The following is a 23272-nucleotide window of genomic DNA, read 5'->3' as shown; positions in this document are numbered from 1 at the left end:
GCACAATGTCATCGCGGGTTGTCAGGTTTCTCACCTCCTTGCGGCGGCAGGCTCGCGACCAAGGGGGCGTCCGCGTCGACGGCGCCGAGTTTCGCGGCCCCGCCCGGCGACCCCAGCGGTGCGTCCCGCCCCGGCAGCGCCTGCACGAAGAATGCCTCGTTGTCCGCCAGGTACGGCCGCAAATCGTTCGGGAGGTCGTCCTCGTAGTAGATCGCCTCCACCGGGCAGACCGGTTCGCACGCACCACAGTCCACGCACTCGTCCGGGTGGATGTACAGCGACCTGGCTCCCTCGTAGATGCAGTCCACCGGGCACTCGTCCACGCATGCGCGATCCATCACGTCCACACACGGCTGTCCGATGACGTAGGCCATGGCGTAGAGTTTACACGAGAATAGGTTGTAAAAACTACGGGAGGCGTGGATGTTGCCGACGAAGTCGTCCGATGAACCAATCCAAGAGCTGGATGTCCGGACTTTGCGCAAGCCCGACAAGCACCCGACGATCTTCGCCACTTACGCCGACCTGGCCGTCGGGGACTCGTTCGTGCTGATCAACGACCACGACCCGAAGCATCTGCGCGACGAGTTCGAGGTCGACCACCCCCGCAGCCACGGGTGGGAATACCTTCGCCGAGAGCCGCGGGACTGGCGTATCAAGATCACCAAACTCGCCAACGCCCCGCTGCCGCGGGTCCTGGTCAACACGGCGGGAGACGATGTCACGGACGGGGGATCAGACGCTACCGGAGCGGTGTGGAAACTGCCGGTCCGCGAGCGGGATCTGGACTCCAACATCATCGCGCTGCCGGCCGACGGCGGTATCGACGCACACACTGGCCCGGACCTGGACGTTCTCATCCACGTCCTCGCCGGCAGCGGGCAACTCACCACCGAACTCGACACCGTGGACCTAGTGCCGGGAGCACTGGTGTGGTTACCGCGCCGATCCCGTCGCCAGTTCACCGCGGGCTCCGACGGTTTGCGTTACCTCACCGTCCATCAACGCCGCCAAGCGCTCATGCTGGACACCAGCCCGGCGCGAGCCGGGAACTCCACCGCCTCGAACGGCCCGCGGTGAGCGGTTCCTCGGCGACGGCGACCGCCGTGTGTTTCGTTTGGCTCGGCATGGTGCTGGCGATCTCGTTCCTGGAAGCGCCGATCAAGTTTCGCGCCCCGGGCGTGACGGTACCAATCGGACTGAGTATCGGCCGCCTGGTCTTTCGCGCCCTCAACATCATCGAGTGCGTGTTCGCCGCCGCTCTGCTGGTCGCGATCCCGCTGGCGGCACCACAACCGGCCGCGCTCGTCGCACCCCTGGTCGCGGTCGCCGCGCTACTCGGGCAGCTGGGTGGCGTGCGCCCCTGGTTGAACCAACGCACAAAGGCCGTCCTGGCCGGCGCAACCCGGGCACGTTCGCGCGGACACTACGTCTACGTCGCCATGGAAGGCGTCAAGGTAATCGCGCTGGCGCTCGGCGGCATCCTGCTGCTGGTCAGCGCCCCCTGACGTGCGAAGCCAATCCGGCGGTGCGGTCCGCTGGGCCTGGCCGGCGCGGGCAGCGATCACGTTGTGCTGTCCGCGCCGGCCGTGGCGAGGAGGCTCACGAATGGTGCTCCTGAACTGTGACCCGGTACGGCCTTCGACAAGCCGTATTATCGCAATCCAGAGCACCATTCTTCATCTGCGGCAGGCCACAGAGCCGTTGGACCCGGGCGGTTTCCGCCAGGTCGTCTTCTCCGTGGCCATGGCCTGATCGCGGATCCGTTTCCAACTCTCGCCGGTCAATCCGTGCACGAGGTTCTCCCTCGCACGGCCTACCGACGCCGTTTACCGCCGATATTCGGGCCCGCTCGCCAGATCCGAAACGGCCTGGGCGCGACAACAGTTCCATCAAGGATGATCAGGCCGAGCTGATTGCCGGACGAGAACGCGATCACCCGGCGACCGAACGCTCGAGTGCGAAGGTGCTGCTTGGCAAGGAATCCCGTCGAAAACATCACCGCATAGTCCCTGATCTTGGTGAAGCGTCGAGCCAAGTTCGGGCGGATCTTGACGTGGATGGCATCGACGAAGATCACCGGGTGCACGGCCGGGTCCAGCGGCCTGTTCTGCCACTCGGCCATGCCCTCCATCACCTTGTCGGTGATGGTCGAGATCGTCTGCCGGGAAACCTCGGCGTCGTAGACCTCGGTCAGGTGCGCCTGCACCTCATATCTACGCCGCCGGCGACGTCGCCGGCGGCGCACACCCCCGCTACGGGCAACGCGTCCGTGTCGAGCACTGGGCCAACGCCACCCACACCGGCCCCACCGCCGCCAAAGCCATGCTCGGACAGCCCGTCACCTACGACCGCATCCGCTACTTCTTCACCGACCAATACGACATCGGCATGGAATACACCGGCTGGACACCACCCGGACAGCACCACATCCTCATCGCCCGCGGAGACCCCTCCACCAACGCCTTCCAAGCTTTCTGGCTCACCGACAACCACGTCACCGCCGGAATGCACATCAACAGGTGGGACGACGGAATCGACCCCATCAACCGCCTCATCCACCAGGACACACCCGTCGACCACCGCCACCGCCTGCTCGCCGACCGCGCCACACCACTGGACACCCTCCTCACCCCCGCGCAACGCTGACTCTGCTGCTACTGCCAGCGGGTTCGGCAAGACCCGTGAGTGGCCATGGGCCAGCTGGACATGTGGTCGCGGGGAGTTGATACTCGATTTGTGCGTGCCGTCGTCGATCGTCAGGCGTATGCGCAGCTCAGTACCGCGCAGGTGGCGGAGCCGGAGGCGTTCGCCTACTGGCGCGAGATGATCTGCGCGACGTTTGTGCGGCTGGCCGCGGAGCCGGTCGTCGGCGGCGGGTTCAGCGGGTCGATCGAGCACGTCGCAGTCGGCGATGTCGAGCTGTCCACCGTGGTCGCGGCGGGGCAGCACGTTCGGCGGACACGGGCCTTGATCGCCGAGGGCGCCGACGAGTTCCTGCTCGCGAGCATCCAGCTCGGCGGTCGGGGACGAGTAGAGCAGGATGGCCGGGTCGCCCTGTTGTCCGAGGGCGACATGGCCTTCTACGACAGCACGAGGGCGTACACGCTGCACTTCGACGATCCGTTCCGGCAACTGGTGGTGCAGGTACCCAAGCGCGAGCTCCTCCCGCGGGACACCCGCAGGCTGACCGCGCGCTCGCTGGGTGCGGGGACGCCAGGTGCCGTGGTGGCCACGTTCTTCCGGTCGCTGGCCGAGACCGCCAGGACCGGCCCCGGCAGCGGATCGATCCTCGTGCCGCACGCCGTCGGCCTGCTGGCCGCCGCGGCGGCGTACTCCGGGCAACTCGCACCGGATCGTCCGGCGGTCGAGGCGATGGCGCGGCAGCGGATCATGGACTTCCTCCACCACAACCTGGCCGATCCGGGCCTGGACGCCGACACTGTCGCGCGGGCGTGCTCGGTCTCGCGCCGGACGCTCTACCGCATCGTCGGGGAGGACGGCGTCGCGGCGCGGCTGCGGCGGCTGCGCATCGACCGTGCGTGTTCGCTGCTGCTGGCTGATCGGCGGCGGCCGGTGGCCGCGGTCGCTGCGGCGTGCGGGTTCGAATCCGAGTCCGGGTTCTTCCGTGCGTTCCGAACGGCGACGGGCCAGACACCGGCCGACTACCGCCACCCGAGGTGATCATGGTGACGCCCTCCTACATGCTCACCCTGCTCGACCAATTCGACCGGCAGGGCATAGACGCACGGACATCGTCACTGCGGGTGGGCATCTTCGGCTCCGAGCCGTGGACCGAGCAGATGCGCGCGGAGATCGAACGGCGCACCGCCATCGATGCGGTGGACATCTACGGCCTGTCGGAGGTCATCGGTCCCGGCATCGCCCAGGAGTGCGTGGAATCCAAGGACGGCCTGCACATCTGGGAGGACCACTTCTACCCCGAGGCCATAGACCCCGTCTCCGGGAGAGTGCTGCCCGCCGGGGAACGCGGGGAACTGGTGTTCACATCGCTGACCGAACAGGCTTTCCCGATCATCCGCTACCGCACCCGCGACCTCACCCGGCTGCTCCCCGGCACTGCACGCCCGGCGTTCCGGCGGATGGAGAAGGTCACCGGCCGCAGCGATGACATGATCATCCTGCGCGGGGTGAACGTCTTCCCGACGCAGATCGAATAGGTACTGCTCGGCATCGACGGCCTCGCCCCGCACTTCCAGATCTTGCTTTCCACAGTAGACCGCGCTAAAACTTCGGGACAGTCCCCCTCAAGACCGGGGTCGACCGTGCGTATCGCGGGTGGGGACGCCGCGCTCACGGAGTTTGGCCAGCACGGTGGCGTGGTCGACGCCCAGGTGTCCGCCGACTCGCGCCAGGGACCAGCCGAGGTTGTAGAGGTGGATTGCGTCGTCGACCTGCTTGGGGGTGAGCCCGCGGCGGCGCATCGGCACGTCGTGTCGTTTGAGGACATTGCTGACCGTCCGCCGTTCGATGCCGAACAGGTCGCCCAACTCGTACACCGTCGCTCCGGCCTGGTATCCGGCGATGAGTTCCTGGATCTGATCGGCGTCGAGTTGCCGTGCCCGTCTTGGTTTAGGTCGGTCAACGGGCGGCAGGACCGGTTCTGTGGGGTCGGGTAGCTTCCGAAGCAGCGCCTCCAGGGCTTCTACCTGGGGTTTTGTGTTGTAGTAAGTTCCCCCAAGGTCCACAGACATATTTTGGACATGCGACGCCGAATTGAGTCGGTTTCGTTACACAGACTGATTCGATCGGTTCCTGATCAGGGACGTTGCCGCATAGACCTGTCAGACCAAACGCTGAGGTGGGCGCACCTTTCGATCCTCGGCAGTGGTCGGCACCGTGACACAGCTGCTGTGACAGCGGGACTGGGCCGACGCGGAGATCGTCGACATCGTGGACACCACCGGTACCAGCCGATCAGCCTGTACGTCACGTTCTGCAGCAAGCTGGCCCTTGCGTCTGGGCGGGCTGCGCCGCCTGGCCGAGCACGCCGAACCCGCGTTCACCGCGCTGGAAACCGGCGGGCGTGGTCTGACGACGAGCGCGGGCTTCTTCGGCGGGCAGATCACCGCCCGCTGCGCGGGTCCGCTGGTGCCCCTGGGCTCCTGGCCACGAATCTCCGGCAGGCATGCACCTTCGGGGATGTACTTGCCGAGCAGCACCAGCGAGCGTGGGACGCGCAACGGGCTGCGCTGGACTCGGCCGGACCTTGGCCAGCTTCGCCCGGAGATCGATCTCGACGCCACCGCGGAGCGATCTCGTGCTGGCAGCGCAGGGCGTTAACCTGCGCTCGCGGGCCGACGCGTCGCCCCTGAACGCGCTGCGCGGTCCCGGCGACAAGACCCGACACCTGGCCGCGAGCCCTCCGTCGCGCGGGTCGGTCATCATGCTGGCGGCCTGCGGTGACCCATCCATTTTGACGAGTATCGTTGTATTAACTAGGTACGCTGGTCGGGTTTGCGGCGTGGTACTCCAGAAGGGAGCAGGGGATGGCGTATGTGATCGCGGAGCCCTGCGTGGACGTGATGGACCGGGCGTGCGTGGAGGAGTGCCCGGTGGACTGTATCTACGTGGGCGAACGTTCGTTGTACATCCATCCGGACGAGTGCGTGGACTGCGGGGCGTGCGAACCGGTGTGTCCGGTGGAGGCGATCTACTACGAGGACGACCTGCCCGAGCGATGGACCGTGTACGCCGAGGACAACGGTCGGTTCTTCAACGACACGCTGCCGGATCGTGATGGGCCGCTGGGCAGTCCTGGCGGGGCGGCGAAGGTTGGCGATCTTGGCGTGGACACGCCCATGGTTGCCGGCCTACCCCGCTCGCAGGGCCGGTCGTGATGACGGCGACGCTGCGTCGGCCGGACGCCGGGTGGTCGAGCGTCGAGTGGCGTGCGGTGGAGGACGACTATGCAGTGCCAGGCGGCGGGTGGTCCGGCGCGCCGGATACCGAATGCGGGAAGCGGGAACTGGGAGAGGTGGCCGCAGCCCTGTCCCGTCCGATGGTCCGTGTGGTGCTGCCCGAGGCCGGTATCGTCACGGTCGGCGTCGGTGCGCCGGCCTGCCTGGCAGGACTACCTGTCCGGGACGAACCCCGCACCGACGGTCCGCATAGTTTCTACAAATACTCTCGGCTAAAATGGATGGCATGAGCGAGCAGGTGCTGACCGATCCGGAGTCCCGTCCGGTGCTCGGCGAGAGCCGGGGCCGGGTGCTGGACGTGCTCCGCGCGACTGGTGAACCGATGGGCGTACAGGACGTCGCGGAGCGGGTCGGCCTGCATTCGAACACGGCTCGGTTCCACTTGGACGGGTTGGTCGACGCGGGTCTTGCCGAGCGGCGTACCGAGGACCGCACTCAGCCCGGCCGGCCCCGCACGGTCTACGTCGTCACCGCGACCGATGTGCCGGCCGGGCAGCGCAGCTACCGGCTGCTGGCCGAGATGCTCACCAGTCTGGTCGCGGACACGCTGCCCGAGCCGGGGAACGCCGCGGAGACGGCGGGCGAGGCGTGGGGACGCTATCTGGCGGAGCGGCCGGCCCCGTCGCAGCGAGTCGATGCGGCGGAAGGTGTTCGCCGGCTGTCGACGGTGCTGGCCGATGCCGGTTTCGCCCCGGACACGGTCGACGATCCGGAGCAACCGGTGATCCCGCTGCGCCACTGCCCGTTCCGGGAGGTTGCCGAACATCACCGGGACGTGGTGTGTTCGTTGCACCTGGGCTTGATGCGTGGCGTGCTGGACGAGGTCCGGGCCCCACTGAAGGCAGATCGGTTGGAGCCGTTCGTCGAGCCGTCGTTGTGCCTGGCCCATCTGGTGCCCATTTCGGGCCGCTCCGCCGGTGGCGATCGTCGCCGCCGGGGCGGCCGGTGAACCGTTGACGCCGCAGTCAGCGTCCCTGGAAAGGGTGCGCGGGCGGAGGTGCGCCGCACCCCCGCCCGGTCCTGCTGTCTGTCAGCTCGCGACGCGTCCGATGCGGACCTTCCAGACCTCGGGGCCTTGTTCGAGGTAGTCCCAGGTGAACTGGTCCGCGTGTTCGGCGGCGAACTGGTAGTACAGCGGCTTGGGGTCGTGGTCGTTGACGAGCACGAAGTTTTCGCCGTCGGCGAGTGCGCCGTAGGTGGCGAAAATGAGTTCGTGGCGGCGCGCCGGGATCTCTTGGCGGACATCGAGTTCAGGGGTGGCGGCGGCCATCGTGTTCTCCTCTGCTGGCGGGTTGTTGATGGACGGGGTTTCGGTGGGTGGCAGCCGGGTCAAGTAGTGCAGCAGGCCCGTGAGGTGGTCAGCGGCGCGCGGGTGATCGGTGCGCAGCACGGACCAGGCACGGCCGGCCAACTGGCTGGCCAACTCGACCTGACCGGTGCCACCAAGGGCGCGCAGCCCCCGAATCAGCAGATCGGCCAGGTCGGTGACCTCGGTATCGAGGTCGGCCGGTGCGTGGGCAGGTCAGTGCTCATCGCGGTGATCACCTGGGTTGTCGTTGTGTTGGCCTCCGGTGAGCAGGCGGTGCGTGCTGGAGAGCAATGCCGCGATGTCGGTGCCGGATCGGTGCAGCGCGGGTAGCAGGTACTCGTTCTCTTTGTGCACGTGGATGGTGAACAGGATGCGGACCGCCGTCGCGGTGGTGGCCAGCGCGAGCGGGTCGGTGACGTTCTTCAGCTCACCGACCAGCTCGGTGAGCGTGCGGTGTTCGTCGACCATGGCCTGCACCAGCGCTGCGGTGTGCGGGTCTTCCGCGGCGGCCGGATAGAGGGTGCGTTCCTCGGCCGCGGCGTGCGGCAGGAGCTCGTCGAGCAGAAAGGTCAACAGGGCGCGCCAGGCGGTCAGAGTGTCGCCGACGATGGCAGGCACCCCCGCAGGGCTGTGTCGTTGACCTACGACCGCCAGCACGTCGGCTACCCGATTGCCGAGGTCATGGTCGAGCGCTGCGTGGTGCGCGCGAATGGCAAGCAGGGCAGCGTCGGTATCGGCTTCGACGTTCGCGTCACGCCGAGTCGGCACGTTCGTTCCGGTCACCGGTGTCTCCTCCCGCTCATCTCGGATCAGCTAGACTAGTTTTTACTATAGTACTCGTCTAAACGAGCGCGAGTGCTTATCGGATCACAGGCGGGAGGTGTCGTCGATGACGGACCAGGGGCGGTCTCGACTGGATGTGACCGCGATGGTCGCCGGGCCGGTGACCGAAGATGTGGTGCTCGACCTGCTGGGCGACGTGATCGATCCGGAGTTGGGGGTGGACATCGTCAATCTCGGGCTGGTCTACGGCGTCGACGTCGGCGCGGCCGGGGTCGTGGTGCGGATGACGTTGACGACGCCCGGCTGTCCGCTGGGGGCGTACCTGGACGACGAGGTCGGCCGGTGTCTGGCGCAACTGCCCGGCGCGCCGAACGTGCTGGTGGATCTGGTGTGGGAACCGCGGTGGAGTCCGGCGATGATGACCGGCGAGGCGAAGCGGCTGCTGGGGTGGTCGCGGTGACGCGGGCTGCGTCGGTAACGAGGCCGACGCGGCCGACATGGGCGGCGCCGGTCATGGCGCTGGGCGTGGTGGCGTTGCTGACCGGGTTGTGGGCGGGCTTGCTGCGCCTGGGCCTGCCGGTGCCGGCCGGGCACACCGATCTGGCCGAACTGCACGGTGTGCTGATGCCGCTGGGATTCCTCGGCACGCTCATCGCCGCCGAGCGGGCCGTCGCGCTCGGGCAGGGGTGGGCGTGGCTGGCTCCGGCGGCGAGTGGGATCGGCGCGCTGTGGCTCGTCGCCGGGCTGCCGGCGAGTACCGGGCAGGTGCTGATCGGCCTCGCCGGGTTCGGCCTGCTGGCGATGTTCGCCGAACTGCACCGGATCCAGCCGTCGTGGCACAACGCGACGCAGGCTGCCGGTGCCGCCTGCTGGTGTGTCGCCGGCGTGCTGTGGCCGGCGGGCCGGGACCTGTCCGCGCTGGTGCCGTGGCTGGCGGGATTCCTGGTGCTCACCATCGCCGGCGAACGCCTGGAGCTGTCCCGGCTGGTCGCGCTCACCGCTCGCGGCCGGGCCTGGTTCGTCAGTGTGATCGTGGTTCTGCTGGCCGGACTGGGTCTGTCGATCGCCGCGCCCGCGGCCGGGGTCCGAGTGGCCGGTGCCGGCCTGCTGGGGCTGGCCGGATGGCTGGCCGCCCACGACATCGTGCGCCGGACGATCCGGATGCGCGGGGTCACCCGGTACATGGCCATCGCACTGGCTGCAGGTTACCTGTGGCTGGCCGTCGCCGGCGGCTTGTGGCTGGCGATCGGGCGGCTGGGCGACGGCCTGGCCTATGACGCCATGCTGCACGCGGTGTTCCTGGGCTTCGTGTTCTCCATGGTGTTCGCGCACGCCCCGGTCATCGTGCCCGCGGTGCTGCGGGTGCGCCTGCCCTACCACCCGATCGCATACTTGCCACTGGCGCTGCTGCACGCCTCGCTCGCCCTGCGCCTGGTCGGCGGTGACGCGGCGGGCAACGCTCTGGCGTGGCAAACCGGTGGCGTCGCGGGCGAGGTGGCCATCCTGCTGTTCCTCGCCCTCATCGCGGGCACGGCGATCCGGGCCCGCCACCGATCGGTGACCAAAGACACCGGTACGACCATGCCACGGTGACCTAGTATTTACCAGAGAGATAGTAAATACTAGGAAGGGGTGGGACGGATGGCGACAACCTCGCACGACACGCCCCGAGTGCTGGTCGTCGGCGCCGGACAGGCCGGAATGCACGTGGCCAGGCGGCTACGGCGCCGGTTGCGGCCCGGCGAGGCCGCGATCACAGTGGTGGACCCGCACTCGTATTCGACTTATCAGCCGCTGCTGGCCGAGGCGGCCGCCGGCAACCTCGAACCTCGGCACGTGGTCGTGCCGCTGCGGCAGGTGCTGCCGGGCGTTGAGGTGATCACCCGGGCGGTGATCTCGATCGACCACTCCCGCCGCACCGCTTATGTGGCATCCGGTTCCGGCGAGCCGGAACCGTTGGGCTACGACGTGCTGGTGCTGGCTCCGGGATCGGTGACGAGGGTGCTCCCGGTACCAGGGCTGGCCGAGGGCGGGATCGGGTTCAAGACCGTCGGTGAGGCGATTCACCTGCGCAACCACGTGCTCGCCCAACTCGACACGGCGGCTTCAGCCAGGTCGGATGCCGACCGGGAACGGGCGTTGACGTTCGTGTTCGTCGGGGGCGGCTACGCCGGTGTCGAGGCGCTGGCCGAGTTGCAGGACATGGCTCACGACGCCTGCCGCCACTATCCCGGGATCGACCCGGCGCGTCTGCGGTGGGTGCTGGTGGAGGCCACCGGGCGGATCCTGCCCGAGGTGGGCGAGCGAATGGGCCGCTACACCGTAGATCTGTTGCAGCGCCGCGGCATCGACGTCCGGTTGGACACCCGGCTGACCTCCGTCGTGGATGGCCATCTGGTGCTGGACGACGGCTCGGAGTTCGACGCCGGCACGCTGGTGTGGACCGCCGGCGTAGCGCCGCATCCGCTGCTCAAGCAGACCGACATGCCGCTGGACGAGCGTGGTCGTGTCCTCGCCACTAAGTATCTGTCCGTTGTGGACACTCCGGATGCCTGGGCGCTCGGTGACTGTGCGGCGGTGCCCGACCTGGCCCGTGGCCCGGGTGCGGTGTGCCCGCCCAGTGCTCAGCACGCCGTCCGGCAGGCTAGGGTGGCCGCCGGCAATGTGATAGCCACGCTGCGCGGCCGCACGCTGAAGCCGTATCGGCACACTTCGGCCGGATCGGTTGCCAGTCTCGGTCTGTACCAGGGCGTCGCGCAGGTCTACCGGTTGCGGCTGCGCGGCTTGCCCGCGTGGCTGGCCCACCGCACGTACCACTTGCTGGCGCTGCCCACCTGGAACCGGCGGCTGCGGGTAGTGGCCGACTGGACGCTGGCTCTGCTGTTCCCTCGCGAGATCGTGTCCCTGGAGGCGCTGGAGCACGCGCGCGACGCGTTCACCACCGCTGCCGAGGAAACTGCCGGACGGAGGTGAGGACGCCGTGCTGTCGATGGACGAACAGCGCATTCTGCGCGAGATCGAGCACGGCCTGCGCCACGATGATCCTTGGTTCGGCTGGCACCTCACGATGGTGCGGATCCGGGACCTGCGCCACCGGCGCAGTGCCCGTGTGTGCCTGGTGATGGAACTGGCCTTCGTTGCGCTCACCGTCGCTGGTGCGGTGTGCGGACTGCCCGCCCTGCTCATCCTCGGCGCCGGGTTCGGTGTGCTGGTACCGATGGTGGCCTTGGTGTGCTGGTTGCCGCCGCCGGATACACCCGACGGGTCGCCACTCCCGCCACTGACCTTCGGCTGCTGGTGAGCGTGCCTCGCGGAGCCAGCACCGCTTGACGTCGCGTTGTCGGGATTACCGTTGCGGCTGGTCGAGGGTGTGCAGCGCCACCGTCGAGTGCGCGAACGCGCCGCCCGCGCGCATCTCGGCGGCCACCCAGATCGCTTCCATGATCTCCTGATCGGTCGCGCCTTTGCGGTGCGCGAGCGTGGTGTGTCCGGCGATGCAGTACGGACATTGGGTCACGTGCGCCACGGCGACGGCGATGAGTTGCTTGGTCTTCTCCGGCAGCGCTCCTTCGGCGAACACCCGCTTGCTGAACTCGTCGAAGGTGCGGTGGATTTCGGGTGCCAGCTGACGACGATGGTCGCCGATCTCTCGGGTGGCGCTGGGGTATACCGCGTCCGTCATGGCTGGATCCTTCCCGTGTCGGTGGTGTTCGCTCAGGCGTCCGTCTGGGTCTCGCGGCCGCCGGAGCCAGCGGTGGCCGCCCGTCGGTGGCGACGGCCGATGTGGGCTTCGGCCCGGAGCCGTTCGATCATGTGCGGGTAGTGCAGTTCGAACGCGGGTCGTTCGGAGCGGATGCGGGGCAGTTCGGTGAAATTGTGCCGTGGCGGCGGGCAGGTGGTGGCCCATTCGAGGGAGTTGCCGAATCCCCAGGGGTCGTCCACTTCGGTGATGTCGCCGTAGCGGTAGGACCGCACGACGTTGTAGATGAACGGCAGCATTGAGGCGCCCAACACGAAGGAGCCGATGGTGGAGATGGTGTTGAGGGTGGTGAATCCGTCGCTGGACAGGTAGTCGGCGTAACGCCGCGGCATGCCCATGTTGCCGAGCCAGTGCTGGACCAGGAATGTGGTGTGGAAGCCGATGAAGGTGGTCCAGAAGTGGAACCGGCCGAGGCGTTCGTCGAGCATCCGCCCGGTCATCTTGGGGAACCAGAAGTAGATTCCGGCGAAGGTGGCGAAGACGATGGTGCCGAACAGGACGTAGTGGAAGTGGGCGACGACGAAATAGGTGTCGGTGACGTGGAAGTCGATCACTGGTGAGGCCAGCAGCACCCCGGTCAGGCCGCCGAAGAGGAAAGTGACCATGAACCCGAGCGAGAACAGCATCGGGGTTTCGAAGCTCACCTGCCCCTTCCACATCGTGCCGATCCAGTTGAAGAACTTGATCCCGGTGGGGACGGCGATCGTGAAGCTCATGAAGGAGAAGAAGGGCAGCAGTACCGCGCCGGTGGCGAACATGTGGTGCGCCCACACGGACATGGACAGGCCCGCGATCGACAGGGTGGCGAACACCATTCCTTTGTAGCCGTAGAGCGGTTTGCGGGAGAACACCGGCACGATCTCGGTGACGATGCCGAAGAACGGCAGTGCGACGATGTAGACCTCGGGGTGGCCGAAGAACCAGAACAGGTGCTGCCACAGGATCGCGCCGCCGTTGGCCGGGTCGAAGACGTGTGCGCCGAGCCGGCGGTCGGCCAGCAGCCCGAACAATGCCGCGGTGAGGATCGGGAACACCGCCAGGATCAGGATTGACGTGATGAAGATGTTCCAGGTGAAGATCGGCATCCGGAACATGGTCATGCCGGGCGCGCGCAGGCACACCACGGTCGTGACCATGTTGACCGCGCCGAGAATCGTGCCCAGCCCGCCGACCAGCAGCCCGGTGATCCACAGATCCGCGCCCACCCCGGGCGAATGGATCGCATCCGACAGCGGGGTGTAGGCGAACCAGCCGAAGTCCGCTGCCCCGCCCGGGGTGAGGAACCCCGACAGCACGACCAGACCACCGAACAGGAAGAGCCAATACGACAACGAGTTCAGCCGGGGAAAGGCCACGTCGGGCGCGCCGATCTGCAGGGGTAGCACGAAGTTGGCGAACCCGAATACGCTCGGTGTCGCGTACAGCAGCAGCATGACCGTGCCGTGCATTGTGAACAGCTGGTTGTACTGCTCCTGTGACAGGAATTGCAGCCCCGGGCGGGCGAGTTCGGCGCGCATCAGCAACGCCATCACGCCGCCGATAAGGAAGAACCCGAACGCGGTGCCCAGGTACATGATGCCGAGCAGCTTCGGATCGGTGGTGCGGACCAAGCGCAGCGCCAGCGCCCCCTTCGGGGCGGCCGTCGCCGGCGCGTGGGTGGTGATCGGCTCCTGTGTGGCGGTCACGTGTCGGACTCCTCTGGGCACGGGTGTCGGGCCGCACCGTTTATCGGCTCATTGGCGGTGCGCGGGTCTGGTGCGTGCGGCTTAAGCGGACATCGCCGGCCGTCCGATGCGCACTCGCCATTGGGCCGGGCCGGATTCCAGGTAGTCCCACGTGAATGCGCCGGGATAGGTGGCGGTGAACTCGCGGCGCAGCGGTTTCGGATCGTGGTTGTTGACCAGGACGAACGAGTCCCCGGGCGCCAGCCGGGAGTAGCGGCCGAAGACCCGCGGGTGGCGCTGGCCGTGTGGGATCGGGCGCACATCGATGACATCCGGAGCGTCGAGCTCGCCACCGTCGAGCAGGGTGCGCAGGTCGTCGGCGAGTCCGGGCAGGTCGGCGCCGGGCAGTTCGGCCAGGGCAGGCAGCAGCATGGTCTGGTCGAGGTCCAAGACGGCGCGCAGCACCGCGCCGAGGGCCTGGGCGGCATGGCTGGCCTGGTCCGGCGAGTTCGCCGCGGCCAGCTCGTCGAGGTGCTCGGTGATGGACTCGCGGAACCGCCGCAGTGCCCGCACCAGCAGCCGGGTCTCGCCCGCTCCGGCTGCGGCGGCGTAGAGGACACGGTCGGTCGCGGCCAGGTACGGCCGCACCTGGCCGATGGCGAAGTCCACCAACGCTGTATAGGTCTGCTCGCGGATCATGCCGTCCAGGCACAGGTCGGTCACCAGAGCGGCTTTCGCCTGGTACGTCAGCAGCAGCCGGTCGGCCGCATCGCGGATCGCGGCGCTCGCCCGCACGGCCGGGTCCGTGGTGGTGCCGGTGATGTAGAGGCCGGATGTCGTGGTCATGGGAAGCCTTCTCTCGCCAGGAAATCCCCATTATTCATAGTATTTATGAGTAATCATAGTATTAACTGTGGCGAGGTCAAGACGTCGCCAGTGGCTATGGGCGATCCCATACGCCGTCCGGCCGATGTGCCGGGTTACGCAGCCGGATGCTCAGGCAGTGGTCAAGGCCAGGTAGGTGTGAACGAGCAGGGCCACCAGGACGGCAGCGCCGAGCATGTGCAGTTCGACAAGATCGGCGGGTAGGCCGGTGAAGTACTGCAGGTAACCGACACCGGTTTGCGCGAGCATGAGCGTCACGATCCACCGATATCCTCGCCGGGCACCATCGGGAACGTGTCCGGCGCGCAGGAAGAAGTAGCCTGACACGATCAGGCCGAGCAGGAATATCCCGATCACGGCGTGCAGTTCGGTCACCGCCGGCCGGGGCAGTGGCAGCCGGGGCGTGCCGGGTTGGCCGGCGTGTGGGCCGCTGCCGGTGACCACCGTGCCCACGATGATGGCGATGCCGAGGACGGCCAGCATCAGCCGCCCCAGCCGCACCTGTGGACCGCCGGGCGTCACCGGATATGGCGCCCGTGCCGCGGCCCGGTGATAAAGGATCACCGTGATGGCCACCAGAACGAGGGCCACAGCCATGTGCACGGCTACCACCACAGGAGCCAGCCCGCGCAACACCGACAGCCCACCCAGCACCGCCTCGGCGACATACCCGACAGCAAGCCCCGCTGCGCACCACACCAGATCCGTGCGGCGCGGCCGGTGCCACACGGCAAGCGCGAACGTCGCGACGACCAGCCCCCCGACAGCGATGATCACGCATCGGTTGATGAACTCCACCAGCGAGTGATACGTGCCGCGCGCCACGAAGTCGTCGGCGAAGCACCTGGGCCAAGTGGTGCAGCCAAGTCCCGAATCGGACAGTCGTACCCAACCGCCGGTGCCGACCAACGCGACCAGTGCAACGAGTGTGGCCGCCACTGCACGGCGCAGCGTTCGCACCGACCCCCGCGGTGGCATGAGCCGTTCCGCGATCGCCGTGGACCGGCCGATCACGGGAAAACCTCGCCGTCCTCATCGTGGCGGTGGTCCAGCTTGGCAGTCACGCCGGCTCAATCCGAGTAAGGGCCAACCCGATCGGAATGCTCACCAACAGGAGCAGCACCAGCACGCGGAACCCGTACAGCGCCCACCGTCCGACCCGTGTGCTGCGCCGCAGGCCACCACGAACCGCGTGGATCAGCAGTGCCAGGTCGATCACCAGCAGCGCCCCGCCCAGATCCACCAGCGGGAGGACCCCGGTCAACGTCCCGGCCAGGACCGCGGCGTTGCCGACGTTCCACCCGATGACCTGCGCGGCGACCTGCCTTGTCGATGGTGGATGCGACGCGAGCGCGGCCTGGCCGAGACCGAGGGCAATCTGTGCGACACCGGCCACCAGGACCAGGTAGGCGGCCGCCCACGACGCGTGCGTCGAGGGCGCAGGGGCTGTGACGGCCGCGACAAGGCCCCCGGCCACCACGCACCCCGTGCCAACCGCGGCGAACGGAGCTGCAGCAAATCGCCGATCGAAAGTCATAGAAACAACCATAGCTAGTTAAAATGGAGCGCGGGCGGGAGCCCTGCCGGAAGGGAACGACGCAATGGCGACAACGGAGGACGACGACATGCCGATGGCCGCCACGGTGCAGGTCGAGATCGTGGTGCGGGCGCTGCGGCGCATTCGCCCATCCGTCTACCAGATCAGCCGGGAGGCGGACCGGACCTCGATCACCTTGACTGCGGTGGCCAGTGCGGCCGGGCGACGCAACGCCGCGACGCGGATCGTCGCCGCGTTGACTGACGGCGGGATCGCGGTGGTCGCCGACGATCCGATCGGCGAGTTGGCGCGCGGTGCCTGCCTCGTGTTGACCCACCAGCCTCGGTGAGCGCCGTGGCGCTATGACCGACTCGACTGGCGGGCTGGACTATTTGGCGACGGTGAGCAGGGCGACGCTGTCCTCGACCGCCACCAGGCCGTGCCTCGCTGGTGGGATGAGCAGGAGGTCGCCGGCACGTCCCTCCCAGGTGTCCTCGCCCGCGTGCAGCCGTACCCGGCCACGCAGCACGATCAGCGTGGCCTCGCCCGGGCTGTCGTGTTCGGTCAGCGAAGTTCCGGCGCGCAGCGCGACCAGGGTCTGGCGCAGCACCTGTTCGTGTCCGCCGTAGACGGTGGTGGCGCTGCGGCCGGTTGAACCGCTCGTCGCCCGGTCGAGGTGTTCCCGGGCCAGGGCGTCCAGAGAGAACTTCCGCATGGTCTGCCCTCTCGATCAGTAGGGGACGCCGATGCGGCGCCAACGGCGGCCGCTGGTGCCAGGTTCGGTCGGGTGGGCCGGGGTTCGGCCGCGGTAGACGATGAACGGCCGCCACAGGTACCACAGCGGGTAGCTCCAGGCGTGCACGAGCCGGGTGAACGGCCAGATGGCCAGGATGGCCCAGGCGGCGGTGGCGTGGATCTGGTAGATCAACGGGGCGTGCGCGATGGCGGCCACGTCCGGGTTGCCGGCGAACAGGCCGCGGAACCACAGCGCCACGCTCTCCCTGTAGTCGTAGCCGCCGCCGAGCAGGTTGACGCCCACGGTGGGGATGATGCCGAGCACGATCACGATGGCGAGCAGAATCAGCGCGACCCAGTCGACCGGGCTGGTGGTGGCCCGCACGCGTGGAATCGACATGCGGCGGTAGGCGAGCATGGCCACACCGATGGTCACGCCGAGCGCGGCGAGGGTCCCGGCGATCGAAGAGAACCACCGGTACACGTTCTCTGGGATGCCCAGCCAGCGGGTGAACGACTCCGGGATCAGGATGCCGATGACGTGGCCGGCGATCGCGGCGAACGTGCCGTAGTGGAACAGCGGGCTGCCCAATTTCAGCAGGACGCGTTCCTGGAGCTGGGTGGAGCGGCTGGTCCAGCCGAACTGGTCGTAGCGCCACCGCCAGATGTGGCCGACGACGAAGGTGACGAGGGCGAGGTAGGGCAGGATCACCCACCACCACAGGTCCCAGGCGGTCATCGGTGTCCTCCCGTGACGTAGTCGGGCGGGGCGAAGGGTTCCAGGCCCACCTGCTCGATCGGTGGTCCGGCTTCGGCGAGGGCGCGCAGCTCGTCGCGGTGCCGTTTCGGAAGGTCCGGCAGGCAGGCGCGGATCACGTCGAGCAACTCGGCGTAGGGGCTGTGGGCCTCGCGGACGGCCTCGGTGAGCAGTTCCAGCCCGGCCTGGCACTGGATCAGCAGGCGCTGCCCGGGTTCGGGGGCGGCTGCCGCGAATTCCAGCATCAAGGGCAGGAAGTCGGGCAGCTCGTCCTCGGGCGCGGGGTAGCCGGCTTGGCGGTAGGTGTGTTTGAGCGCGAGCAGGGCCATGCCTCGAGCGCGGGTGTCGCCGTGCCGGTAGTAGGTCAGGTACAGGCCGCGGCGGCGGGTGTGGTCGAAGGTCACCACGTAGTGCTGGGCGGCTTCGGTGGGTGTCCGGCCCGCCAACCAGTCGGTGAACCCGCCCAGCGAGTCTCGCGCGACGGTGTCCGTGATCGCCGGGAAGACCGCGGTCACCTGGGTGAGGTGGGCCAGGACGCGGTTGTCGGGGTACTGCAACAGGATCGAGGTGATCTTGCAGAGCAGCGGGGTATCTGCGGGATGCGGCGTGGCGCGTCGGGTCCGGCGGATCATCGGCCACCGCCTTCGCCGAACAGGTGTGCCGGGCGGCCGGAGCCGTTCCAGCCCAGCAGGTTGAACCGCGTCCGCCCGTCGTCGTCACGGAACTGGCTGCCGCCGCCCCCCGTTGCGGCGAGGGTGTCTTCGGTGTGCGCGCCGAGGTCGGCGACGCCGCCCGGGTAGCCGACGGCACAGTGCTGTGCTTGCAACCGGCCGGTGTCCTCCGCGTGCACCTTCGGGATGACGTAGCGTTCGTCGTACTTGGCGATGGCCAGGATGCGGTACAGATCCTCGACCTCCTCGGCCGTCATGCTCACCGACGCCAGCAGGTCGGCATCGACGGGGTCGCCGAGTTGCTGGGCGCGCATGTGGGTGCGCAGCACGGTCAGTCGCCGCAGTGCCCGCTCCACCGGCCAGGTATCGCCGGCGGTGAACAGGTTGGCCAGGTAGCCCAGCGGGATGCGCAGGGATTCGATGGCGGCGAAGACCTGGTCGGGGTTGTCGTCGTGGTGACCGGTGGCGTGCACGGCGTCGGTGATCGGGGACAGCGGCGGGACGTACCAGACCATCGGCATCGTCCGATACTCCGGATGCAGCGGCAGCGCGACCCGATGCGTGGCGATCAGTGCGTACACCGGGGAGCGTTGCGCCGCTTGGATCCAGTCGTGCGCGATGCCGTCCCGTTCGGCCCCGGCGATCACATCCGGGTCGTGCGGGTCGAGGAACACCGACAACTGGGCCTCGTACAGCTCCTTGTCGTCCTTGGTGGACGCGGCGGCAAGCACGGCGTCCGCGTCGTAGAGCATCACGCCGAGGTGCCGCAGCCGACCGACGCAGGTTTCCGAGCAGATGGTGGGTTGGCCGCTCTCGATGCGCGGGTAGCAGAAGGTGCATTTCTCGGCTTTGCCGGTGCGGTGGTTGAAGTACACCTTCTTGTACGGGCAACCGGAGACGCAGAACCGCCAGCCGCGGCAGCGGTCCTGGTCGACGAGCACGATGCCGTCCTCGACCCGTTTGTACATCGCGCCCGAGGGACACGACGCCACGCACGATGGGTTGAGGCAGTGTTCGCAGATGCGGGGCAGGTAGAAGTGGAACGCGTGCTCGAACTCGAGCTGTACCTGTTCGGCCAGACCGTCGAGGTTCGGGTCGGCGGCGGCGTAGGTGCCGGAGCCCGCGAGGTCGTCGTCCCAGTTCGGCCCGGCCGACGGGGACATGTTCCGCCCGGTCAGCTGGGATTTGGGGCGGGCGCTGGGGAAGGAGTCCGACAGCGGCGCGGTGGTCAGGTGCTCGTAGTCGTAGGTGAACGGCTCGTAGAAGTCGTCCAGCGACGGCAGTTCCGGGTTGTAGAAAATGGACAGCAGCTTGCGCAGCCGCCCGCCCGCCTTGAGTTTCAGCTTGCCGCGCCGGTTGAGGGCCCAGCCACCTTTGAACCGGTTCTGGTCCTCGTAGCGGCGCGGGTAGCCGGTGCCGGGCTTGGTTTCCACGTTGTTGAACCAGATGTACTCGCTGCCCGGCCGGTTGGTCCACGTTTGCTTGCAGGTGACCGAGCAGGTGTGGCAGCCGATGCACTTGTCCAGGTTCATCACCATCGCGACCTGCGCCATGACGCGCATCAGAACTCCACCTCCTGGGCACGACGCCGGATGACGGTGATCTCGTCGCGCTGGTTGCCGGTCGGACCGATGTAGTTGAAACCGTAAGTGAACTGGGCGTAGCCGCCGATCAGGTGCGTGGGTTTGATCAGCAATCTCGTGAGCGAGTTGTCGCCTCCGCCGTGCCGGCCGGAGACCTCGGTTTTCGGCACGTTCAGGTGCCGGTCCATCGTGTGGTACATGTACACCGTGCCTTCGGGCATCCGGTGGGTGACCACCGCGCGGCAGGCAACAACGCCGTTGCGGTTGTACGCCTCGATCCAGTCGTTGTCAGCCACGCCGATCTTGTCCGCGTCGGCCGGGCTCATCCAGATCACCGGCCCACCACGGAACAACGTGAGCATGTGCAGGTTCTCCTGATATTCGGAGTGGATGGACCATTTCGAGTGCGGGGTCAGATAGCGCACCACGATCTCCGGGCGCCCCGGGTCGGACCGGGAGGGATCACCGAAGTGGGCCAGCACGTTCAGCGGCGGCCGATAGGTCGGCAGCTGCTCGCCGAACTCGGCCATCCACTCGTGGTCGAGGAAGAAATGCTGCCGCCCGGTCAGCGTGTGCCAGGGTTTGCGCCGCTCGACGTTGACCGTGAACGGCGAGTAGCGGCGCCCGCCGGTTTCGCTGCCCGACCACTCCGGTGAGGTGATCACCGCGCGGGGCTGGGTCTGCGTGTCGGCGAAGGTGATCCGATCCCCGGCCCGCTCCCCGGCCAGATCGGCCAGCGCGACCCCGGTTTGTTGTTCCAGCACGCGGAATCCGGCTTCGGCGAGCCTGCCGTTGGTGGTGCCGGACAGCGCGAGGATGGCCTCGCAGAACTGGTCGTCCCGGGCGATCGAGGGGCGGCCGTCGGCGATGCCGCCGCGGACGGTGCCGTTGCGCCGGCGCAAGTAGTCGATCTCCGCATCCGGGACCCAGGTGATGCCCTTGGTGGTGGTTCCCGCCGTGTCCAGCAGCGGCCCGATCGCGGCCATCTTCTCGGCCACCGCCGCGTAGTCGCGTTCGACCACGATCAGTTTCGGCATGGTCTTGCCGGGAACCGGCTCGCAGTCTCCGGCCTTCCAGTCCCGGACGAGGCCGTGCGGCTGGGCCAGTTCGTCCGGGGTGTCGTGGGCCAGCGGTGCGGCGATCACGTCGCGGCGCACGCCGAGGTGTGTCGCGGCCTGCCGGGAGAACTCGGCGGCGAGGGTGTGGAACAGGTCGAAGTCCGTGCGGGCCTGCCACGGCGGAGCGATCGCCGGGCTGAAGGCGTGCACGAAGGGATGCATGTCCGTCGAGGACAGGTCGTATTTCTCGTACCAGGTCGCGGCCGGAAGGACCACGTCGGAGAACAGGCACGTGCTGGTCATCCGGAAGTCGACCGCGACGGACAGGTCCAGCTTGCCGACCGGGGCCTCGTCCCGCCACCGCACCTCGGTCGGGCGCAGTTCGGGTGGGGTTTCCGTTGCAGTGACGGCATCGTCGGTGCCCAGCAGGTGCCGCAGCAGGTATTCGTGGCCCTTCATCGACGAGGCGAACAGGTTCGCCCGCCACACCATCAGCACCCGCGGGAAGTTCGCCGGATCGTCCGGGTCCTCGGCGGCGAAGGACAACGCGCCGGATTTCAGTTGCTCAACGACGTGGTCCGGCACTTCCTTGCCGGCGTGGTCGGCTTCGTCGCACAGGTCCAGCGGGTTGCGGTTGAACGCCGGGTGGGAAGGCATCCAGCCCAGCCGGGCGGCCAGTGCGTTGCAATCGGGCAGGGTGCGCCCGGCCATCCGGCCCGAGCCGAGCGGGCTGGCCAGTACGTCGGCGCCGAAGGCTTCGTAGCGCCATTGGTCGGTGGCGAGCCAGAACAGCGGGGTGCCGACCATGTGCCGGGTCGGGCGCTGCCAGTCCAGGCCGAATGCCAGGTGGAACCAGCCGGTCAAGGGCCGTACCTTCTCCTGGCCGACGTAATGGGCCCAGCCGCCGCCGTTGACGCCCTGGCAGCCGCACAGTTGCAGCAGCGACAGGAAGGTGCGATAGATCTGGTCGGAGTGGAACCAGTGGTTGGTGCCCGCGCCCATCGCGATCATAGACCGGCCGCCGGTGCGTTCGGCGTTGCGGGCGAACTCCCGCGCGACCCGGGTGCACGCCGCCGCCGGAACCGAGGTGATCGCCTCCTGCCAGGCGGGCGTGTAGGGCTGCTCGGCGTCGTCGTAGCCGGTTGGCCATTCTCCGGGCAGTCCGTCGCGCGCCACGCCGTACTGGGCCATCACAAGGTCGAACACCGTGGTGACCAGATGGCCGTCAACACGAATCGCGGGGACGCCCCGTCGCAGGACCGCACCGGCTTCGCCGTTCCCGCAGTCGAAGCGAGGCAGATCCACCGCGACGGACTCGGCGCCGGGACGGCCGTGCAGCGTCAGGGCCGGATCGGTGTCCAGATTGAGGTTCCACTCGCCTGGCTCGGCCGCCCAGCGGAAACCGACCGATCCGTTGGGCACGACCGACGCTCCGGTGGCGTCGTCGAGCAGCACGGTTTTGAACGCAGCGTTCTCGGTGCCGGCGCCGCCGCCGAGGTCGGCGGCGGTCAGGAATCGGCCCGGGACAAGGCCGCCGTGATGTTCGGCCAGAGTGACCAGGAACGGCAGATCGGTGAACGCGCGGGCGTAGTCGAGGAATCGCGGCACCTGCCGCTTGGCGTAGAACTCGGTGAGGATGACGTGGCCCATGGCCATCGCGAGCGCACCGTCGGTGCCGGGGGCGGCGGCCAGCCATTCGTCGGCGAACTTGGTGTGGTCGGAGAAATCCGGCGACACCACCACGACCTTTTGTCCGCGGTAGCGGGCCTCGGTCATGAAATGCGCGTCCGGCGTGCGGGTGATGGGAAGGTTCGTGCCCCACACGATCAAATAGCCCGCGTTCCACCAGTCGCCAGACTCGGGCACGTCGGTCTGGTCGCCGAACACCTGCGGGGAGGCGACTGGCAGGTCGGCGTACCAGTCGTAGAACGAGGAGATTGTGGCGCCGATCATCGACAGGTAGCGGGTGCCCGCCGCGTAGGACGTCATCGACATCGCCGGAATCGGTGAAAACCCGATGATCCGGTCCGGGCCATAGCGTTGGATCGTGTGCACCTGCGCCGCGGCGATCAGCTCGATCACCTCGCCCCAGGTGGACCGCACGAACCCGCCCTTGCCCCGGGCTTGCTTGTAGGCGCGGGTGGCATCTGGGGCGGCCACGATCGATGCCCACGCCTGCACCGGGTCGACGTGCTGGGCCCGCGCCGCCCGCCACAGCTCCAGCAGCGGCCCCCGCACGTAGGGATAGCGGATCCGGGTCGGCGAGTAGGTGTACCAGGAGAATGACGCCCCGCGCGGACAGCCGCGCGGTTCGTACTCCGGAGAATCCGGACCCACCGAGGGATAGTCGGTGGCCTGGGTCTCCCAGGTAATGATGCCGTCCTTGACGTACACCTTCCACGAGCACGAGCCGGTGCAGTTGACCCCGTGGGTGGAGCGGACCTCCCGGTCGTGGCGCCACCGCTCCCGGTAGAACTCGTCCGCGCCCCGGCCGCCTTCCCGGTACAGCACGCGCCGGTCCGCTGACTGCTCACCCGGGAAGAACCACTGGGCGGCGCGCATCAGCGCGTCAACAGCGTCCTGTGTGG

The 23272-nt window shown here is 68.0% G+C and carries 26 protein-coding genes and 2 pseudogenes; 13 read left to right on the top strand and 15 right to left on the bottom strand.

The annotated features are described in order from the left end of the window. Positions 1-8 precede the first annotated feature (8 nt). Entirely contained in the window at positions 9-374 is a 366-nt protein-coding gene (fdxA, locus tag ATK30_RS04425; RefSeq protein ID WP_101434405.1) for a ferredoxin, read from the bottom strand. A gap of 49 nt (positions 375-423) precedes the next feature. Here fdxA (ATK30_RS04425) and ATK30_RS04420 point away from each other — a divergent pair, with 49 nt between their 5' ends. Both ATK30_RS04420 and ATK30_RS04415 read left to right on the top strand, forming a co-directional pair. Further along, positions 424-1080 carry a DUF2249 domain-containing protein gene (locus ATK30_RS04420; protein WP_101434404.1) on the top strand — a complete coding sequence of 219 codons (657 nt, stop codon included), beginning with the start codon at positions 424-426 and terminating at the stop codon, positions 1078-1080. A gap of 47 nt (positions 1081-1127) precedes the next feature. Beyond that, entirely contained in the window at positions 1128-1508 is a 381-nt protein-coding gene (locus tag ATK30_RS04415; protein WP_208637262.1) for a hypothetical protein, read from the top strand. Between the two features lie 536 nt (positions 1509-2044). Here ATK30_RS04415 and ATK30_RS47380 read toward each other — a convergent pair. Continuing rightward, positions 2045-2212: pseudogene (locus tag ATK30_RS47380) on the bottom strand (transposase); the annotation flags it as partial. 113 nt (positions 2213-2325) lie between these two features. Between ATK30_RS47380 and ATK30_RS04405 the strand changes: the two are divergent. From ATK30_RS04405 to ATK30_RS04395, 3 genes and pseudogenes are all read left to right on the top strand, one after another. Beyond that, complete coding sequence (locus ATK30_RS04405; protein ID WP_244194502.1) at positions 2326-2649, top strand: oxidoreductase C-terminal domain-containing protein; 324 nt, start codon at positions 2326-2328, stop codon at positions 2647-2649. 45 nt (positions 2650-2694) lie between these two features. Then, entirely contained in the window at positions 2695-3684 is a 990-nt protein-coding gene (locus tag ATK30_RS04400; RefSeq protein WP_101434401.1) for an AraC family transcriptional regulator, read from the top strand. Next, positions 3675-4244: pseudogene (locus ATK30_RS04395) on the top strand (phenylacetate--CoA ligase); the annotation flags it as partial. The gene ATK30_RS04400 and the pseudogene ATK30_RS04395, both read left to right, overlap by 10 nt. A 24-nt stretch (positions 4245-4268) precedes the next feature. Here ATK30_RS04395 and ATK30_RS45985 read toward each other — a convergent pair. Then, positions 4269-4520, bottom strand: coding sequence for a hypothetical protein (locus ATK30_RS45985; RefSeq protein ID WP_244194501.1), 252 nt, complete (start codon positions 4518-4520; stop codon positions 4269-4271). A 394-nt stretch (positions 4521-4914) separates the two neighbouring features. Between ATK30_RS45985 and ATK30_RS44620 the strand changes: the two genes are divergently transcribed. From ATK30_RS44620 to ATK30_RS04380, 3 genes are all read left to right on the top strand, one after another. Then, complete coding sequence (locus ATK30_RS44620) at positions 4915-5304, top strand: hypothetical protein (RefSeq protein ID WP_143271352.1); 390 nt, start codon at positions 4915-4917, stop codon at positions 5302-5304. Positions 5305-5510: 206 nt separating this feature from the next. Beyond that, a complete protein-coding gene (gene fdxA / locus ATK30_RS04385) occupies positions 5511-5861 on the top strand; it encodes a ferredoxin (RefSeq protein WP_101434400.1) in 351 nt (116 codons plus the stop codon). A 307-nt stretch (positions 5862-6168) separates the two neighbouring features. Continuing rightward, complete coding sequence (locus ATK30_RS04380) at positions 6169-6891, top strand: helix-turn-helix transcriptional regulator (protein WP_101434399.1); 723 nt, start codon at positions 6169-6171, stop codon at positions 6889-6891. Between the two features lie 81 nt (positions 6892-6972). Here ATK30_RS04380 and ATK30_RS45980 read toward each other — a convergent pair whose 3' ends face one another. Both ATK30_RS45980 and ATK30_RS04370 read right to left on the bottom strand, forming a co-directional pair. Further along, entirely contained in the window at positions 6973-7365 is a 393-nt protein-coding gene (locus ATK30_RS45980) for a DUF2249 domain-containing protein (protein WP_244194500.1), read from the bottom strand. A 99-nt stretch (positions 7366-7464) separates the two neighbouring features. Then, on the bottom strand, positions 7465-8034 hold the full coding sequence (locus tag ATK30_RS04370; protein ID WP_158242449.1) for a hemerythrin domain-containing protein: 570 nt from the start codon (positions 8032-8034) through the stop codon (positions 7465-7467). 106 nt (positions 8035-8140) lie between these two features. On the opposite strand from ATK30_RS04370, the gene ATK30_RS04365 reads away from it, so the two are divergent. Genes ATK30_RS04365 through ATK30_RS04350 form a run of 4 tightly spaced genes read left to right on the top strand, consistent with a single transcriptional unit; the run spans position 8141 to position 11335 of the window. Then, on the top strand, positions 8141-8494 hold the full coding sequence (locus tag ATK30_RS04365) for a metal-sulfur cluster assembly factor (RefSeq protein WP_167441812.1): 354 nt from the start codon (positions 8141-8143) through the stop codon (positions 8492-8494). Positions 8495-8547: 53 nt separating this feature from the next. Beyond that, positions 8548-9627 carry a hypothetical protein gene (locus ATK30_RS04360; RefSeq protein ID WP_244194499.1) on the top strand — a complete coding sequence of 360 codons (1080 nt, stop codon included), beginning with the start codon at positions 8548-8550 and terminating at the stop codon, positions 9625-9627. Positions 9628-9675: 48 nt separating this feature from the next. Beyond that, on the top strand, positions 9676-11007 hold the full coding sequence (locus tag ATK30_RS04355) for an NAD(P)/FAD-dependent oxidoreductase (RefSeq protein WP_101434396.1): 1332 nt from the start codon (positions 9676-9678) through the stop codon (positions 11005-11007). 16 nt (positions 11008-11023) lie between these two features. Then, positions 11024-11335, top strand: a complete 312-nt coding sequence (locus tag ATK30_RS04350; RefSeq protein ID WP_235022696.1) for a DUF3040 domain-containing protein — start codon at positions 11024-11026, stop codon at positions 11333-11335. A 45-nt stretch (positions 11336-11380) separates the two neighbouring features. On the opposite strand, the gene ATK30_RS04345 is transcribed toward ATK30_RS04350, so the two are convergent. The 5 genes from ATK30_RS04345 to ATK30_RS04325 all read right to left on the bottom strand — a co-directional run bounded on the left by ATK30_RS04345 (position 11381) and on the right by ATK30_RS04325 (position 15880). Then, positions 11381-11716 (bottom strand): carboxymuconolactone decarboxylase family protein, encoded by a 336-nt coding sequence (locus ATK30_RS04345; protein WP_101434394.1) that lies wholly within the window; start codon positions 11714-11716, stop codon positions 11381-11383. Positions 11717-11748: 32 nt separating this feature from the next. Next, positions 11749-13479, bottom strand: coding sequence for an aa3-type cytochrome oxidase subunit I (gene ctaD, locus ATK30_RS04340; protein WP_101434393.1), 1731 nt, complete (start codon positions 13477-13479; stop codon positions 11749-11751). Between the two features lie 81 nt (positions 13480-13560). Beyond that, positions 13561-14304, bottom strand: coding sequence for a DUF2249 domain-containing protein (locus tag ATK30_RS04335; RefSeq protein WP_101434392.1), 744 nt, complete (start codon positions 14302-14304; stop codon positions 13561-13563). Between the two features lie 150 nt (positions 14305-14454). Next, the gene (locus tag ATK30_RS04330) at positions 14455-15357 is read right to left on the bottom strand and encodes a COX15/CtaA family protein (protein WP_101434391.1); all 903 of its coding nucleotides are present in this window, start codon (positions 15355-15357) and stop codon (positions 14455-14457) included. 46 nt (positions 15358-15403) lie between these two features. Continuing rightward, positions 15404-15880 (bottom strand): hypothetical protein, encoded by a 477-nt coding sequence (locus ATK30_RS04325; RefSeq protein ID WP_101434390.1) that lies wholly within the window; start codon positions 15878-15880, stop codon positions 15404-15406. A 64-nt stretch (positions 15881-15944) separates the two neighbouring features. Between ATK30_RS04325 and ATK30_RS04320 the strand changes: the two genes are divergently transcribed. Further along, positions 15945-16229: a hypothetical protein gene (locus ATK30_RS04320; protein WP_101434389.1), complete on the top strand. Its 285-nt coding sequence runs from the start codon at positions 15945-15947 to the stop codon at positions 16227-16229. A gap of 39 nt (positions 16230-16268) precedes the next feature. Here the strand turns inward: ATK30_RS04320 and ATK30_RS04315 are convergent, their stop codons facing one another. Genes ATK30_RS04315 through ATK30_RS04295 form a run of 5 tightly spaced genes read right to left on the bottom strand, consistent with a single transcriptional unit; the run spans position 16269 to position 23246 of the window. After that, positions 16269-16595, bottom strand: coding sequence for a cupin domain-containing protein (locus ATK30_RS04315; protein WP_101434388.1), 327 nt, complete (start codon positions 16593-16595; stop codon positions 16269-16271). Between the two features lie 15 nt (positions 16596-16610). Continuing rightward, on the bottom strand, positions 16611-17354 hold the full coding sequence (narI, locus tag ATK30_RS04310) for a respiratory nitrate reductase subunit gamma (protein ID WP_101434387.1): 744 nt from the start codon (positions 17352-17354) through the stop codon (positions 16611-16613). Further along, on the bottom strand, positions 17351-18004 hold the full coding sequence (gene narJ, locus ATK30_RS04305; protein ID WP_101434386.1) for a nitrate reductase molybdenum cofactor assembly chaperone: 654 nt from the start codon (positions 18002-18004) through the stop codon (positions 17351-17353). Before narJ ends, narI begins: the two co-directional genes overlap by 4 nt. Further along, a complete protein-coding gene (gene narH / locus ATK30_RS04300; protein ID WP_101434385.1) occupies positions 18001-19605 on the bottom strand; it encodes a nitrate reductase subunit beta in 1605 nt (534 codons plus the stop codon). The genes narJ and narH overlap by 4 nt, the downstream gene beginning before the upstream one ends. Beyond that, positions 19605-23246, bottom strand: a complete 3642-nt coding sequence (locus tag ATK30_RS04295) for a nitrate reductase subunit alpha (protein WP_244194498.1) — start codon at positions 23244-23246, stop codon at positions 19605-19607. The genes narH and ATK30_RS04295 overlap by 1 nt, the downstream gene beginning before the upstream one ends. Positions 23247-23272: the final 26 nt, after the last annotated feature.

Origin of the sequence: Amycolatopsis echigonensis, from assembly GCF_002846615.1 — a bacterium.
GTDB classification, from domain to species: domain Bacteria; phylum Actinomycetota; class Actinomycetes; order Mycobacteriales; family Pseudonocardiaceae; genus Amycolatopsis; species Amycolatopsis echigonensis.
This window is presented reverse-complemented; position numbering and strand designations above follow the sequence as displayed.